Consider the following 15888-nt stretch of genomic DNA (forward strand, 5'->3'; position numbering starts at 1 on the left):
TGATAATAGGGAATGTTCATGAGCACTATCTATATCGCCGGCATCGCCATGACCGTGTTCGGTCGGCACATTGAACGCAGCCTCGACGACCTGGCGCGCGAAGCCCTCAATGGCGCACTGCAGGACGCCGGCTGCACTACCGAGGATCTGGGCATTGCCTTTTATGCCGGCATGACCAACGGCCCGCTGCAGGGTCAGATCGCCATTCCCGGCCAGGTCGTATTCAGCAAGATCGGCATCGAAGGCATCCCCATCTACAACATCGAAAACGCCTGTGCCTCAGGCAGTTCGGCCTTCAATCTGGCGGTGCAAAGCCTCAAGGCCGGCACTACCGATGTCGCGCTGGCGCTCGGCGCGGAAAAGATGAACATCGCCGACAAACTCAAGGCATTTTCGATTTTCGAAGCCGGCTGGGATGTCTCGCGAGCCGAAGAGAACTACCAGACGCTGGTGAAGATGGGCGAAGGGGTTGAAGTCCCGGACGGTTCGGAATCGGACAAGCCCTACAGCAAGTTCATGGCGATTTACGCCGCCATGTGCCGTTATCACATGAGCAACTACGGTACCACCCAACGGCAGATCGCTGCGGTGTCGGCGAAAAACCATACCCACTCGGTGCACAACCCGTTCTCGCAATTTCGCAAGCCCTTCAGCATCGAGGAGATCCTGGCTGCGCCGCCGATCACCTACCCGATCACCTTGCCGATGTGCGCACCGCTGTCGGACGGTGCCGCGGCGGCCATTCTCTGCACCGAGGAAGGACTCAAGCGCATCGGCGCCGACAAGAGCCGCTGCATCAAGGTCGCCGCCAGCGTCATGCGCAGTTTCAGCCACCGCCGCCTCGACCAGCCACTGCTGCACGTCGGCCGCCTGGCCGCCAACCTCGCTTATGAGCAGGCAGGCCTGGGACCGCAGGACATGCATGTGGCCGAAGTCCACGATGCGTCGGCGATGGGTGAAATCATCCAGGTCGAAAACCTTGGTTTCGTCCCCCTCGGCCAAGGCGGCCCGGCGGCCGAACGCGGCGAATTCACCCTCGGCGGGCGAATTCCGGTCAACACCTCGGGCGGCCTGGAATCCAAAGGGCATCCTCTCGGCGCCACCGGCATCGGCCAACTCTACGAACTGGTCACCCAATTGCGCGGTGAAGCCGGCAAACGCCAGGTGGAGGGTGCACGCCACGCCATTCAGGAAAACGGTGGCGGTTTGCAGGGCATCGAGGAAGCGGCAGTGGCGATTCACATTCTGAGCAAATAGTTACTTTGCTCATTGGGTACAAGCCTGCTGCGGCGGGATACAAAACAACAACAAGAGGTAGTCACTATGTTCCGCAACAAAGTCGTCGTCATCAGTGGTGCAGGATCAGGCATTGGCCGCGAGCTGGCTATTCAACTGGCCCAGGCCGGTGCGCTACTGGCGCTGTCCGACATCAATCGGGCGGGTCTCGATGAGACCTTGAAGCTGCTTCCTGACAACGGCAAGGTCAAGGGCTACATGCTCGACGTAGCGTCCTGGGAAGCGTTCCAGGCCCACGCCGAGGAGGTCAAGCGGGATTTCGGCACGGTGCACTTCGTCATCAACAATGCCGGTGCCACGGTCATCGGCACGGTGGCCAATACCTCCATCGAAGAGTTCGAGTGGCAGCTGGGCATCAACCTCTGGGGCGTGCTGTACGGCACCAAGGCCTTCCTGCCGCTGATGCTGGACCAGCGTGAAGGCTGCATCGTCAACATTTCCAGTGTCTTTGGCCTGCTCAGCTTCCCGACCCAAAGTGCCTACAACATGTCGAAGTTCGCCGTGCGTGGCCTGACCGAATGCCTCTGGGCGGAATTGAAGGGCACCGGCGTTCGCGCCATCTGCGTGCATCCAGGCGGGATCAAGACCAACATTGAGAAGGCCGGGCGGCGCTGCAAGGCTTCGGGCGTTGAAGAAGAAAAGTTCGCCGGGCTCGCTGAGAAAATGCTGCAAACCCCAGCCAAGGATTGTGCAGCCGACATCATCCGCGGCATGCGCAACGGTACCCAGCGGATCCTTACCGGCAACAAATCCAGCACCATGTTCTGGATGAGCCGCCTGTTCCCCAACAGCTACCCGAAGCTGCTCAGCCTGCTGGCCTGAAGCACCCACAATACTTGCAGGAAAAATACCATGCCCAACAGTTCTGCCCGCACCCTCTTTGGTTCCGCCGCTGGTTTCAACGTACTGGCAGGCCTGCCATTTCTGGTAGCTATGCAACCGGTCGCCGCCTTGATGGGGCTACAGGTCACGCCGACGTCCGCCTTGTTCATTCAAATCACCATGGCCCTGGTGGTGATGTTCGGCTGGGCCTACTGGATGATCAGCCGCGATCCGGTGCGCTATCGTCCTTATATCGTGCTCGGTATCTTGCTCAAGATCCTCGTCGTTGGTGTCATCTGGGGCCACTGGTTGGCGGGTAATATTCCCTGGCCGCTACCGGTACTGGCATCCGGCGACATTGTTTTCGCGCTGCTGTTCTGGCGTTATTTGAGCAGTACTCGATAAGGGTAAAACCGTCATGGAACTGCGCTACCTCAAGACTACCCAACTCGACCGCACGCTGTGGATCGAGTTGGCAAACCCGCCGGCCAACTTCCTGACGGTCGATATCTGCGCCGAACTGCACCAGGTCTTCAAGGCCGCCGAGCAGGACAGCAGCATCGGTGTGCTGGTGCTGACCGGTGGCCTCGAAGACACCTACATCTTCCACTTCTCGATTGCCGAACTGCAAAAGATCAGTGCCGACAATCGGGCCTTTCTACTCGACCGGATCTGCGGCACGCGCATCGGCAGCAAGCTGATGGAATGGCAAACCGCATGCTGCCTGTGGCTGATGGACAAGCTGCCGTTCAGCGAACGGGCCGTGCTGGCGCTGACCCGCCGGCTGCGCGGGCGCTGCTCGACGCTGTACCTGTGGTTCCAAATGATGGCGGCCTACTTTGCCATCGAACGCAGCAGCAAGATCACCATCGCCGCGATCAATGGCAACTGCAACGGCGGCGGCACCGAAATGGCCGCCTGCTTCGACTTCCGCTTCATGGTCGGCGATGCCGGCTTCACCATCGGCCAGCCGGAAGCATTGGTCGGGATCATTCCCGGCGGCGGCGGTACACAACGCCTGCCGCGGCTGATCGGCAAGGCCAGGGCGCTGGAATTCATGCTCGGCTGCGAGCAGTGGAGCGCGGAACAGGCCAAAGATAACGGCCTGATCACCGAGCACTTTGCCAAAGCGTCGTTCAAGGAGCAGGTCCAGGCCTTCGCCGAACGCATCAGCCGGCGCAGCCCGATCGCGGTGGCCTCGGTCAAGCATGCGGTACATGCCGGACAAGACACCGGATTGCGCCAGGCGCTGGCCATCGAGATGACCTCGACCGTGCGCTGTTTCGCCGACCGCTCGACCCAGGCGGCACTGGTTGAATACATGAGCATCCTCGACGAAAAAATCACCCACGCGCCGGAACAGCCCGGCACTGTGCATGACGTCGCGCCATTGCTGGAAAGCGCGCGAGTTACCCGGCATTTCCACTGAAACGGCTCCAGGCCCCCTCTTCGACGGGGGGGTAATTGTTGCCTCGCATCCTCAGGATGCACCTCAGAGTGTCCAACTTGCCGCCAGCGGCAGTCATCCGAGGAGCATCACCATGTTGTACGAAAGCATCGATACCGCGGCCATCAACGACGAAGACCTGCCCTGGGTTCCCTTCGCTCCCTACAGCGACGAAGTCTTCATCAAGTACATCAAGTGCGACCCGGTTCGTGGCGAGACCATCACCCTGCTCAAGGCCCCGGCCGGCACCACGCTGCCCAGGCACTACCACACCGGCACCGTGATCGTTTACACCGTCAAGGGCGGCTGGAAATACCTCGAGCACGACTGGATCTCCAAACCGGGCGGCGTGGTGTTCGAAACCGCCGGCACCAGCCATACCCCGATCGCCCTGGAGGAGTACGGCGATGAGATCATCACCATGAATATCACTCAGGGCGACCTGCTGTATTACGACGAGAACGACAACATCTGCGCCATCGAGAACTGGAAGAGCGGCGTGCAGCGCTACCGGGCGTTCTGCGAAGCTCAAGGCATCGAAGCCAAGGACATCACCAGTTTCTCGGCCTGACCTGTCCCGGCGATCCCGCGTCTTCAGCGGATCGCCGACAACGTCCCGAGCACAATCCAACCCGCCGCATAAAAACAATAATCGATGGAGATACCCATGACCCAGAGGCTGCCATTGTCCGGGCGCTTCACGCTGAAACTGAGCATGCTGCTGGCCAGTTCGATCGCCTGTGCCCAGGAGACGCTGCCCTTCGCGCCTACGCCCTCAGCCAGCGATGCCAAACCTACGCTGCAAGAGTCCAGACACCAGAAGCGTCAGCAGCAATCCCACCTGCCGGCCGATGCACCGAACATCCTGGTGATCATGCTCGACGATGCCGGCTTCGCCCAGTCCGATACCGTCGGCGGGGCCATCCACACCCCGACCCTGAGCCGGATCGCCGATAGCGGCGTGCGCTACAATGCCTTCCACACCACCGCGATCAGCTCGGCCACCCGCTCCGCGCTGCTGACCGGGCGCAACCATCACCGGGTAGGCAACGGCGTGATCGCCGAACTGGCCACCGACTGGGATGGTTATACCGGGGAAATCCCGAAAAGCTCGGCGACCATGGCCGAGGTGCTCAAGCAATACGGCTACAGCACCGCCGCCTTCGGCAAATGGCACAATACCCCGGCACTCGACACCACGGCTGCCGGCCCCTTCGACGCCTGGCCGACCGGCTATGGCTTCGAGCATTTCTACGGCTTCCTGGCCGGCGAAACCTCGCAGTACGAGCCACGCCTTTACCGCGACACCACGCCGATCGAGCCACCGCGCGATCCGAAGTACCACCTCAGCGAAGACCTGGCGAGTCAGGCGGTGAACTGGCTACAGGATCAGCAGAGTTACGCCCCGGACAAACCCTTCTTCCTCTACTGGACCCCGGGTGCCGTGCATGGCCCGCACCAGGTGAATGCCCAATGGGCGGACAAGTACAAGGGCAAGTTCGCGGGCGGCTGGGATGCTTATCGTGAGCAAACCTTCGCCCGGCAAAAGGAAATGGGCTTCATCCCCAAGGACGCCAAGCTCACGCCGCGCCCGGCTGAACTGCCCGCCTGGAACAGCCTGTCCGCGGAACAACAGCAATACCAGGCACGTTTGATGGAGGTGTTTGCCGGCTTCCTGGAACACACCGACACCCAGGCCGGGAAGATCCTCGACGAGCTGGAGCGCCAGGGCAAACGCGACAACACCCTGATCTTCTACGTGCTCGGCGACAACGGCGCCTCCGCCGAAGGCATGGAGGGTACGATCAACGAGCTGCTGGCCCAGAACGGCATTCCGGTGTCCAAGGAGCAGCAGCTGAAAACCCTCAATGACATGTACGGTGGCCTGCCGGCACTCGGCGGGCCCAAGCTGGAAAGCATGTACAACGCCGCGTGGGCCTGGGCCGGCTCGGGGCCGTTCCCCGGGACCAAACTGGTGGCTGGCTACTTCGGTGGCACCCGTACCCCACTCGCGGTTTCCTGGCCTAAGCAGATCAAGGCGGACGCCAAGGTTCGCGGGCAATTCCACCATGTCAACGATATCGTCCCGACCGTCTACGACATCCTCGGCATCACCGCGCCCAAGCAAGTCAACGGCATCGCCCAGGACCCGCTGGACGGCATCAGCATGCGCTACACCTTCAAGGACGCCGAGGTGAAGTCGAAGAAGCCGGCGCAGTATTTCGAAGTCTTCGGCAGTCGTGGCATCTACAAGGACGGCTGGATGGCCTCGGTGTTCGGCCCGCGCAAACCCTGGGTCCAGGGCGTTGCCCAGTTCATGGGCTGGAACCCCGAGAACGACCAATGGGCGCTCTACAACCTGCAAAGTGATTACTCGCAATCCACTGACCTGGCCGCCAGCAATCCACAGAAGCTCGCCGAGTTGAAGGCCGAGTTCGATGCCCAGGCCAAGGCCAACCACGTCTACCCGATCGGTGCCGGTCTTTATCCGTTCCTTGACCCCACAGCTCGTCTCGGCACCAGCCAGCGTGAGTGGCATTTCAGCGACCGGACCAAGCGCATGCCGGAGATGACTGCGCCCAACCTGCGCAACCAGAACAACAAGGTGGTGGTAGAGGCAGACGTCCCGGCAAACGCCAGCGGCGTGCTGTATGCCCTGGGCGGTATCGGTGGTGGTGTGAGCCTGTATCTGGATGACGGCCATCTGGTCTATGAGTACAACGCGCTCGCCATCGCCCGGGTCAAGCTGCGCTCGGCCGAGAAAGTGCCGGCCGGCAAGGTCAGTATCGAGGTGCTCACGACCATGACCGCGACCAAGCCTGGTTCACCGGCCAGTCTCAGCCTGCGCCTCAATGGCCAGGAAGTCGCCAAGGGCGCCACGCCTTTCACGCCACCGTTGCTGTTCACCGCCAGCGAGACCTTCGACGTGGCCGAAGACCTCGGTTCGCCGGTGGTCCTCGACTACTTCGAGCGCGCACCCTTTGCCTTCAACGGCAAGATCAATGACGTGCACGTCGCCTACATGCCCTGACCGGCAGCAGTCGTCCCGGGCTTCCCGGGACGGCTTTGGCGTGACAGCGGTGCTACCCAACATATCCTGAGCGACGGAAGCTGACATGAATTTCGTTCCCCCTCTGAATCAGATTGCCCTGTCCGTGGTCGATCTGCGCCTGACCGAGCACTGGTTCCGCGAAGGCTTCGGCCTGTTGCCGGCCGGTGGCAGTCGATTGATGATGCGCGGCCTGCTGCCCTCGCGGGTACAAGGTTTGCCCAAGGCCGCCTCGACCTGCTGGTGGCTGGTCGGCAGCAACCCCTGGGCGCAGCTCGAACTGTTCCAGTTCGAAAGCCCGATCGCCCGGCCGCTGCCGAGCGACTTCCGCCCCTGCGACATCGGTTACACCCGCATCGGCCTGTGGGTCGCCGATTTCGATGAGACCCTGGCGCGCCTCGCCCGCCTCGGCTCGCAACCGCTGTCCAAGGTGCAGGGCCAGGCTGGCCAGCGCCGGGCCTGCGTGCGCAACCCCGATGGCGTTTATGTCGAGATCATGGAAGCCGATCCGCTGGCCGGCCAGGTCAAGCCGGGGCGCGACTGCCCTGCCGCTATCCGCTCGGTGACCATGTCCGTGCCTGATCTGCAACAGACCTGCGCCTTCCTGCGCAATGGCATCGGCCTGACCGAAGCCGAGACGACTTTGCACCAACCGCAACACGAAGCGCTCTGGGGTCTGCCCGGGGCGAAAAAAAGAAGCTGCCTGTTCCGCGCCGGTGACGTGCTGCTGGAAGTCGTGCAATACCTGGAGCCGCTCGGCAAACCCCGGCCCGAGGGCTATCGCGTTAGTGACCAGGGCGTCCTCAACATTGCCTTCGGCGCGCACAACAAGCAGGATCTGATGACGGTTTACCGCCGAGCCTGCGCCGCCCATGCACGACCCAATTGCCGCCCGGTGCATATCCCGCTGCTCAATGCCGGGGTGGTCTACCTCAACGACACGCAGGGCTTCTCCTATGAGGTGCTCTGGCTCAAGCCCGGCAAGGCTGACCGTGCCTGGGGCTTCGAGCCGCTGCCGCTGGACCGCCGACCAGCGCCTGACACTCACTGCATCGAACACAGCGTGCGGATCGAAGCACCGGCGAACAAAGTCTGGGCCCACATCAGTGATCACGAGGGCATGGCCCAATGGAGTGGTTTCAAGCCGGTGACCGTCCTCCGTGCCGGTAATGGCGAGCGCAACGGCCATGGCAGCGAACGCTTGATGCACGGTCCTGGGGGGCGCGTAGTCGAGCAGGTCATCGACTGGCAACCACCCCACAGCCTGCGCTACCGGGTGACCGAGGGCTCGCCTTTCATCTGTCACCAGGGCGAAATCCTGCTGCGCGACCTGGGCCAGGCCACTGAACTGACCTGGCGCATCCGCTTCCGGCCGAAATTGCCCGGCACCGGCAACCTGCTGCGCGGCCTGCTGCGGCGGATGCTCGGGGCAATGCTGCTCAAGCGTCTGAAGCCGCTCATCGAACGCTGCTGAGGCGCCCGGCGCCTCTTTCCTGCTGGAGATTTACATGGCCATTGCCGAACTGAAGAACAAGAAAGTCCTCATCACCGGTGCCGGTTCCGGTATTGGTCGGGCTGCCGCGCTGGCGTTCGCCCGGCGCGGTGCCCACATCATCGCCACCGACGTCAATCAGAATGCGTTGAAACATCTGCGGAGCGATGTCGAAATCCTCGGGGCAATCTGCACCACCTATACCCTCGATGTGTCGAACGAAAGCGCGATGCAGGCCTTCGCCGAGCATATTCACGGCACCCTCGGGCCACTCGATGTGTTGATCAACAATGCCGGGATCGGCTACCTCGGCCAGTTCCTCAAGAGTGATCTGGCGCACTGGCAACGGGTGATGGATATCAACCTGATGGGCGTGGTGCATGGTTGCTATCACTTCATCCCGCAGATGGTCAGGGCCGCGGGTGCGCGCCATGTGCTCAACGTGGCCTCGGTGGCCGGTATCTACCCCTCGCCGACGATGGGCGCCTATGCCGCCTCCAAACATGCGGTGTTCGGTTTCAGTGAAGTGCTGAAAATGGAACTGGCCGACTCCAATGTCAGCATTACCACGGTCTGCCCCGGCGTCATCAATACCTCGATCACCCATGCCCGCAGCAACATCTCGCCCTCCGTCAGCGAAGAACAGCTCGAGCGCCTGCAGGCTTACTACCAGGCCAAGGGCTGCGAGCCGGAGCTGGTCGCCGAAGCTATGGTACGGGCCGTGCAGAAAGGCCAGGATCTGGTGCTGGTCGGGCCGTTCGCCAAACTGATTTTCCATATCAGGCGCCTTTCCCTTGGCCTGATGCGCCGGGTTATGTTGGGCGACGCACGGAAAATCGGCTACCTGTGATCCTCCGCTCTGCCCCTCGCCTCCCCGAGCCTGGCCCGGGGAGGTTTTTTTATGACGCTGATCGGCTGCGCAGAGTTGCCGGGGAGATACAGCCCTGTGTCAGCAACCGCTCGCCCAGGCCAGATCGAACCTAGTCTCAGAGTGCTGCGCTATCGGTCTGCTGCGGGCCGCGTACCAGTCGCCCTGGCAGCGCGCCCGTAGCCTTCCCTTCCCGATAAATCGGCACTCCTGACACAACGGTGGCGACATATCCGCGCGCGCCCTGCAGCAGCCGCTTGCCGCCAGCCGGCAGGTCGAAGTGCATTTGCGGCTGGTCCAGCCCCAAGCGATCCATATCGATGACGTTAAGGTCCGCCTTCATGCCGGGTGCGATCACCCCGCGATCAAAGAGGCCTACGGCGCGTGCCGTGTCGCTGGTCTGGCGCTTGACCAGCCAGGACAGGGCGAACTTGCCACTTTTACGGTCCCGGCCCCAATGTGTCAGCAGATAGCTCGGGAAGCTGGCATCGCACACCACGCCCACGTGCGCTCCGCCGTCGCCCAGCCCCATCACCGTGTTCGGGTCGGCAATCATCTTGCCGCAGGCGTCGAGATTGAAATCCGCGTAGTTCGCAAAAGGCGCGTAGAGGAAACTGCGGCCTTCATCCTCCAGCAACATGTCGTACGCCAGCTCCGCGGGCTTGCGGCCCTGCCTGGCCGCTTGCGCGGCAATCGACGTGTCGCGATTCGGCTCATAGTTTGCCGGGTTGCCGAGCGGGAAAATCATCTCGAACGAAGTGAGATGTCGCGCCAAACCGCTCTTTGGCGCCAGTTCTATTTCTTCCAGCAAACGCTGTCGAAGGCCGGCATCCTTCAGCAGCGCCAGGCGCTGCGCCAGGGATTGATGGGCGATTTCCATGTAGCTGGCACACTCGAAGAATGGATTGAGGCTTGCCTGAAGACCGAGCAGAGTACCAATCGGCCGCGGTGCCACCTGCGCACGCATGGGCAGCCCCGCCTCGACCGCATCGGCGGTGAGCGCAAGCAACTGGCGCCACGACTCCTTCTTGTGAGTCTGCTGCGCCAGGGAAAATGACAACGGCCTACCCGACCGCTCGACGATGCGGCGCAACATCGCGAACTCCGTTTCAAGGTCGGGCGTATCGAAGTCGGTGATCAGGGCAATGACACCACGACCGGCATCCTTGAGGCCCATGGCGATGCCCATCAGCTCCTCTTCAGCGGCGCGCAGCGAAGGGGTCGGATCGCCATTGAGGGTCCGATGGTTGATCGTGCGCGACGTCGAAAAACCGATGGCCCCCGCGTGCATCGCCTCTGCCGCCAGTATGCGCATCTGCGCGATATCATCGGCAGTCGCGGCTTCAAGGCGGGTGGCCCGCTCGCCCATCACGTAGACGCGCAGGGCACCATGAGGCAGCTGAGCGCAAATGTCGATGTCATGTGGCCGCCGCTCCAGGGCGGCAAGGAACTCGCCAAAGCTTTCCCATTGCCAGTCCAGCCCCTCATGCAACACGGCTCCGGGGATGTCTTCCACCCCTTCCATGAGCTCGATCAGGCGCTCGCGGTCCTGCGTGCGCACCGGCGCGAACCCGACGCCGCAGTTGCCCATGACGACGGTCGTGACGCCATTCCAGCTCGATGAAGCCAGCCTCGAATCCCACATCGCCTGGCCATCGTAGTGGGTATGAATATCCACGAAGCCTGGCGTCACCACCAGGCCACGCGCATCGATCTCCTCCTTTGCCGAACCAGACACCTTGCCCACTTCGACAATCAGGCCATCCAGCACCGCGACATCGGCCTTGTACAATGGATTACCCAGGCCGTCCGCCACCATGCCTGCGCGTATGACCAAATCAAACATCCTTTCCATCGCTCACCCCTGATCAGAAATTTGCACATTGCTCGGCATGATTGTTCTTCCAGGCATCGACAACTCCCGTAAAAAGCACGCATTTTTGTCAAGATTTGCTCATCCTGAGATGCTGATGGTTGGAGGCGCGGAGCGCGCCGTTGATTCAGGAAATCGAACCGGCCTGCCGACTACTTTTTCAGCAGTATCGCGACGGGACTGTCTTCGCGCAGGGCGTGACAGGTATTGAGCAAGCCCGCGGTGGCGCGACTGTAAGCCTCGGTATCGGCGGCGGTGCGCGGCGCAATCATGGCCCGCGCCATGGGGATGGTCTGAAACGCCGTGGTGGCAATGGGCAGTAGCAACTCTGTCAGATGCACACAGCCGCCGATCCCGCCGAACAGCTCCTTGATCCGCCGCGAAAAGCCCGCACCGATGCGCTCGCCGAGCAATTTTTCGTAAGCCGGCGCCGCGCCGCGACATTCGCTGGTGGGCACTTGCGGCATGCACACCTGCACTTCGCGCACGATGAAGTCGTCGTCCAGGGTCAAGCGAATGTACATCCCGTGATAGGTCTGGCCGGTCGCCAAAGCTCGTCCTTCGGCCAGGGTCACCGGGTGAGTCTTGCTGTCGTCCAGGCGTCCTTCGATATCCCACAGACCGTCTGCCCGCAGATACCCCAGGCACTCGACCTTGCGCCGGTGAATCAACCGGCGGCCTTGCTCATCGACATCGTACCGTTCATTGCCCGTTGGCCGGGCAAGGTGCCGGCAGGTCGAGTCAGTAACGAAATCGTCCATGAGATGGACGTCTTCCCCACCCTGGCCCGCCTGGCCGGTGCCGAGGTGCCGCAGGACCGCATCATCGACGGCCTGGACCAAAGTGAGTTCTTGCTCGGCAAGACCGATAAATCGAAGCGCGAGAGTGTGGTGGTCTATGTCGGTAACGACATCTTCGGCGTCAAGTGGCGCAACTGGAAAATCATGAACAAGGAGGTTGGAACGGGCTATGGCGATCCAGTGCGCAGCTATGGCGTGCCGCTGTTTTACAACCTGCTGACGGACCCGAAAGAGGAGCACGCCGCAGATCCGCGCTTTATGCAAAACCTCTGGGTACGCTTCCCGGCTTTTCAGGTCATCGCAGAGCACATGAAGTCTTTGCGTCAGGAACCGCCGATCCGTCCGGGTACGCCCGATCCTTATGAACCCGGACATTGATGGGATTTCACTCAGCCCCCTCGCCGCCGGGGGGGTAATTGTTCACCCGCATCTTCAGGATGCCCATTAGAGCATTCACTTTGCCGCCTTTTGCAGCCCGGACGAGCATCACCAGCTTTTTGGTCTGACCAACCACGACGATCCCGCCGTCATCAGGGGATCAACAATCAAACACTAATTCGAAGCGAAAAAAAAATGTTCAAAGATAAAGTAGTCGTTATCACCGGTGCAGGATCAGGTATTGGTCGAGCATTGGCCCTGCAGTTTGCCGAGGCCGGCGCGCGTCTCGCGCTGTCCGACATCAGTCAGGGCGGTCTGGACGAAACACTGACGCTCTTAGCCAAGAGCGGCACGCGTGGCGCCAAGGGCTACATCCTCGACGTGTCCTCGTGGGAGGCCTTCCAGGCCCATGCCGTCGAAGTCAACCGCGATTTTGGCGCGGTGCACTACCTCATCAACAATGCCGGCGCTGCGCTGTTCGGCACGGTCGCCAACACCTCCATTGAAGAATACGAATGGCAACTGGGTATCAATCTGTGGGGCGTGCTTTACGGCACCAAGGCGTTTTTGCCGATGATGCTGAAACAGCGCGAGGGCTGCATCGTCAACATTTCCAGCATCTTTGGTCTGATCGGATTCCCGACCCAGAGCGCTTACAACATGTCGAAATTCGCCGTGCGCGGCCTGACCGAATGCCTGTGGTCGGAACTGGAGGGCACCGGTGTGCGCGCCATCTGCGTCCATCCTGGCGGCATCAAGACTAATTTCGAAAAAGCCGGCCGCCGCGTCAAGGAAGCAGGTGCCGAGGAGGAGTTAATTTGCAGTCACGCCGAGAAGATGTTGCTGACGCCGCCGCAAGTGTGCTCGGCCGACATCATCAACGGCATCCGCCAGGGCAAGAAGCGCGTCATCACCGGCAACAAGTCGACCACAGTATTCTGGATCGCGCGGCTCTTTCCAAACTTCTATCCGGCGCTGCTGAAGCTGCTCACGCGCTGATTCGGGCCACGGGTACAAGGAAATTCACCGAGGACGATATGAAACACATCTGGATACCTGCGCTCTTGATCGCCCTCACCGGCTCAGTGTCTGCCCAAGACAAACCCAACGTCGTCGTTATGCTGGCCGACAACGTTGGCTACGGCGATCTTGGCGCCTATGGCGCGGGGGAGGTTCGCGGTATGCCGACCCCAAGCATCGATCAGCTCGCCAGCGAAGGCCTGCGCTTTACCCAGTTTCTGGTAGAGCCGGGTTGCACGCCCTCCCGCGCGGCGCTGCAAACCGGACGTTATTCGCCCCGTTCGGGTCTTGGCAGCATCATCGTCGGGGGCACGCCGAACACGCTCCAGGCCAGTGAAGTGACGCTGGGGGAGTTGTTCAAGAGCCAGGGTTACGCGACAGGTTACGTCGGCAAGTGGCATCTGGGTGCAAGCGAGCAAAGTTGGCCGACCCGTCAGGGCTTTGACCAATACCGGGTCGGCGTCATCGAGACGAGCGACGGCACCCTGTATCGCGACAGCATGCAGCGCACCGGGCTGCCTGAAGCACTCATCGCCGCGTCCGAGCCCGGCATCTGGGAGTCAGAGGCAAACGGCACGCTGAAGAAGGTCCGACCCTACACGGTGGATTACCGACGTCAGGTGGAGGGTGACATCGCCAATGCGGCGGTGGAGTACATCGGGCGCCAAGCCAAAGCGAAGGAGCCGTTCTTCCTCTTCGTCGGCTGGACCAACACCCACTACCCGTCGCTGGTCGCCCCCGAGTTTGTCGGCAAGTCGCGCAGTGGCCCGTATGGCGATGCGATCATGGAGCTCGACCATCGCACCGGCCAGGTGCTGGACGCGATCAAGACCGCCGGCGTCGAGGACAACACCATCGTGCTCTGGCTGTCTGACAATGGGGCCTCGCCCACGGCGGGGCCGGCCGAGTTCCGCGGCGGCTCGAATGGCCCGTTCCGTGGCGAGGTCGGCGATGCGCTGGAAGGTTCGTTGCGTGTGCCCGGGATGATCAAGTGGCCGGGCAAGATCGCGCCGCGCGTGAGCAACGCGATGGTGTCCATCCATGACGTCTTTCCGACGTTGGCGAAAATCATCGGTGCGGAGATCCCCCGGGATCGGCCTGTCGACGGCGTGGACCAGAGCGAATTCTTCACCGGTAAGCAAACCAACTCAAAGCGCGACAGCTTGATCACGTTTATCGGTGACGAGATCGTTGCCGTGCGCTGGCGGCAGTTCCGGATCTATCCGAAGCAGTTCGTCAGTTCGGCGGGCAACCCGGCTATGGCCGGTGCCGCCGGTTATCGCGCTGAACTGGCCGGCTATCCGTCAATTTTCAATATCGAGCAAGACCCCCGCGAGGAGGTCAACACCGTCGCCGTGAATGGTTGGGCTATTGCGCCCTATATGAAGTTGATCGGCGAGTACCTGAAGTCACTGGAGCAGTACCCAAATCCCAAAGCAATCAATCTGACGAAATTTGGTGGGTGATATCCGTCAGAGACAACACGCGGCAATTGTCGCCGATGCACAACTGAAAGGAGAAACAACATGAACACCGTGGCTTATCCTGCGTGGATCCGAGAGCTACATGAGAGCGAGATTTTCGGTGAAGCGCTCGCGCTCGCGCTTATCGACGTAGCCAAAAGTGAACGCGACCAATATCACTTCGGCACCTTGCTTCAACTTGAAACCGAAACAAAGGCGCGCTTGCGTCCGTTCCTGGTCAAATACGGCATGCCCCTGAGCGAGAACATAGATCTGGGCGATGTCGAGGGAATAGTCAACGCGTATAAATCAACCAGTAGCCTCCAGGAATTTTCCGCCGTAATCAAGCCTACCGTGCAGGGTTTCCTGTCCCGTTTTGAAGAGATAGCGCGCATTTGCCCTGAAGAAGACCGCGACGTTACCGAATCAATGGTTCGCCACGAGTCAGCAATCCTGAAATGGCTTGCAATGGAAAGCGAGGGTCATTCAGAGGCGTCCCTGGATGACATGATAGGAGAGTTGCGCTATCCCCTGCCCAAACCTTGAAGTTCATCTTAGGGATTAACCGAGATGAACAAATAGAACAAATAGAACAAATAGAACAAATAGAACAAAGGAACTTTCATGATCACCTATTCACCCTCAAACAAAAATGACCAACTCGATTACATAGGCACACCTGAGAGCTTAGGCGGAAAGACGCTGTCTGAAATGGAAATCAAACTTTATGCTCGCTCGGACTTTGGCGGCGGAGCCCTTCCATTAACGACAGGTTTATTTGAAACCACTAAAGGCCGCTTTAGTTTTACTTACCCATTTAGCGAGCTGGCAACGTTAATTGAGGGTGAAATCGAGATAACCGATGAATCAGGCAATAGCGTTACCTATAAGGGCGGCGATGGTCGTAGCTGGTTCATTAGCAAAGGGGAAACCGTTATCTGGAATGTCAAATCAGAAACCGCGCGCAAGAGCTTTTTCTCTGCGGTTACGGACATTTAGACAGCACGACCGCAGGGGCTGCGCGCGACCGCCGCTCAATAGCGAGCCCGCCAAAACCTCTGCCCTTTAAAAGCCGCCAGATAACAACCCACAGGAAAAGATAATGAGTAACGATGACAGCCACTTAAAATCGAATCGGCGTGACTTTATCAAGGGTGCAGCTGTCGGCGCTTTGGCGGCAGGGTTGTCGAGTCAAGTTTCACTCTCCTCTGCCGTTGATGCTCCTCGAGGTAAAACGTCATTCGATTACGATGTCTTGATTGTGGGTGGTGGTTTTGCTGGTGTTACGGCCGCCCGCGATGCAAAAGAAAATGGCTATCGCTGTGTCATTTTGGAAGCGCGCAATCGTTTAGGGAAACTCTGAAAAAGACTTCCATCTCT

Annotated in this window: 16 protein-coding genes; 14 read left to right on the top strand and 2 right to left on the bottom strand. The window is 60.6% G+C overall.

Going from position 1 to position 15888, the window contains the following annotated elements; translation table 11 throughout:
- Positions 1-18: 18 nt before the first annotated feature.
- From ACA064_RS16895 to ACA064_RS16930, 8 genes are all read left to right on the top strand, one after another.
- Positions 19-1257 carry a thiolase family protein gene (locus tag ACA064_RS16895; protein ID WP_497669139.1) on the top strand — a complete coding sequence of 413 codons (1239 nt, stop codon included), beginning with the start codon at positions 19-21 and terminating at the stop codon, positions 1255-1257.
- 66 nt (positions 1258-1323) lie between these two features.
- The gene (locus ACA064_RS16900) at positions 1324-2118 is read left to right on the top strand and encodes an SDR family NAD(P)-dependent oxidoreductase (protein ID WP_497669140.1); all 795 of its coding nucleotides are present in this window, start codon (positions 1324-1326) and stop codon (positions 2116-2118) included.
- 30 nt (positions 2119-2148) lie between these two features.
- A complete protein-coding gene (locus ACA064_RS16905; RefSeq protein ID WP_497669141.1) occupies positions 2149-2523 on the top strand; it encodes a hypothetical protein in 375 nt (124 codons plus the stop codon).
- Positions 2524-2536: 13 nt separating this feature from the next.
- Positions 2537-3547 carry an enoyl-CoA hydratase/isomerase family protein gene (locus ACA064_RS16910; RefSeq protein WP_497669142.1) on the top strand — a complete coding sequence of 337 codons (1011 nt, stop codon included), beginning with the start codon at positions 2537-2539 and terminating at the stop codon, positions 3545-3547.
- A gap of 112 nt (positions 3548-3659) precedes the next feature.
- Positions 3660-4136, top strand: coding sequence for a 2,4'-dihydroxyacetophenone dioxygenase family protein (locus ACA064_RS16915; RefSeq protein ID WP_497669143.1), 477 nt, complete (start codon positions 3660-3662; stop codon positions 4134-4136).
- A 96-nt stretch (positions 4137-4232) separates the two neighbouring features.
- On the top strand, positions 4233-6596 hold the full coding sequence (locus ACA064_RS16920; protein WP_497669144.1) for an arylsulfatase: 2364 nt from the start codon (positions 4233-4235) through the stop codon (positions 6594-6596).
- 85 nt (positions 6597-6681) lie between these two features.
- Entirely contained in the window at positions 6682-8088 is a 1407-nt protein-coding gene (locus tag ACA064_RS16925; protein ID WP_497669145.1) for an SRPBCC family protein, read from the top strand.
- Positions 8089-8122: 34 nt separating this feature from the next.
- Positions 8123-8956 carry an SDR family NAD(P)-dependent oxidoreductase gene (locus tag ACA064_RS16930; protein ID WP_497669146.1) on the top strand — a complete coding sequence of 278 codons (834 nt, stop codon included), beginning with the start codon at positions 8123-8125 and terminating at the stop codon, positions 8954-8956.
- 136 nt (positions 8957-9092) lie between these two features.
- Here ACA064_RS16930 and ACA064_RS16935 read toward each other — a convergent pair whose 3' ends face one another.
- Together ACA064_RS16935 and ACA064_RS16940 are read right to left on the bottom strand one after the other, a co-directional pair.
- Positions 9093-10829: an N-acyl-D-amino-acid deacylase family protein gene (locus ACA064_RS16935; RefSeq protein ID WP_497669147.1), complete on the bottom strand. Its 1737-nt coding sequence runs from the start codon at positions 10827-10829 to the stop codon at positions 9093-9095.
- A gap of 170 nt (positions 10830-10999) precedes the next feature.
- On the bottom strand, positions 11000-11608 hold the full coding sequence (locus tag ACA064_RS16940) for a DUF2889 domain-containing protein (protein ID WP_497669148.1): 609 nt from the start codon (positions 11606-11608) through the stop codon (positions 11000-11002).
- A 3-nt stretch (positions 11609-11611) separates the two neighbouring features.
- Between ACA064_RS16940 and ACA064_RS16945 the strand changes: the two genes are divergently transcribed.
- The 6 genes from ACA064_RS16945 to ACA064_RS16970 all read left to right on the top strand — a co-directional run bounded on the left by ACA064_RS16945 (position 11612) and on the right by ACA064_RS16970 (position 15871).
- The gene (locus ACA064_RS16945; protein ID WP_497669149.1) at positions 11612-12025 is read left to right on the top strand and encodes a hypothetical protein; all 414 of its coding nucleotides are present in this window, start codon (positions 11612-11614) and stop codon (positions 12023-12025) included.
- A gap of 195 nt (positions 12026-12220) precedes the next feature.
- On the top strand, positions 12221-13024 hold the full coding sequence (locus ACA064_RS16950) for an SDR family NAD(P)-dependent oxidoreductase (RefSeq protein WP_497669150.1): 804 nt from the start codon (positions 12221-12223) through the stop codon (positions 13022-13024).
- Positions 13025-13062: 38 nt separating this feature from the next.
- The gene (locus tag ACA064_RS16955) at positions 13063-14511 is read left to right on the top strand and encodes an arylsulfatase (RefSeq protein ID WP_497669151.1); all 1449 of its coding nucleotides are present in this window, start codon (positions 13063-13065) and stop codon (positions 14509-14511) included.
- Positions 14512-14571: 60 nt separating this feature from the next.
- A complete protein-coding gene (locus ACA064_RS16960) occupies positions 14572-15054 on the top strand; it encodes a hypothetical protein (protein ID WP_497669152.1) in 483 nt (160 codons plus the stop codon).
- 78 nt (positions 15055-15132) lie between these two features.
- Complete coding sequence (locus ACA064_RS16965; protein ID WP_497669153.1) at positions 15133-15507, top strand: cupin domain-containing protein; 375 nt, start codon at positions 15133-15135, stop codon at positions 15505-15507.
- Positions 15508-15610: 103 nt separating this feature from the next.
- Positions 15611-15871 (top strand): FAD-dependent oxidoreductase, encoded by a 261-nt coding sequence (locus ACA064_RS16970; protein WP_497669154.1) that lies wholly within the window; start codon positions 15611-15613, stop codon positions 15869-15871.
- Positions 15872-15888: the final 17 nt, after the last annotated feature.

The sequence above is a fragment of the Pseudomonas sp. LBUM1658 genome, assembly GCF_059716055.1.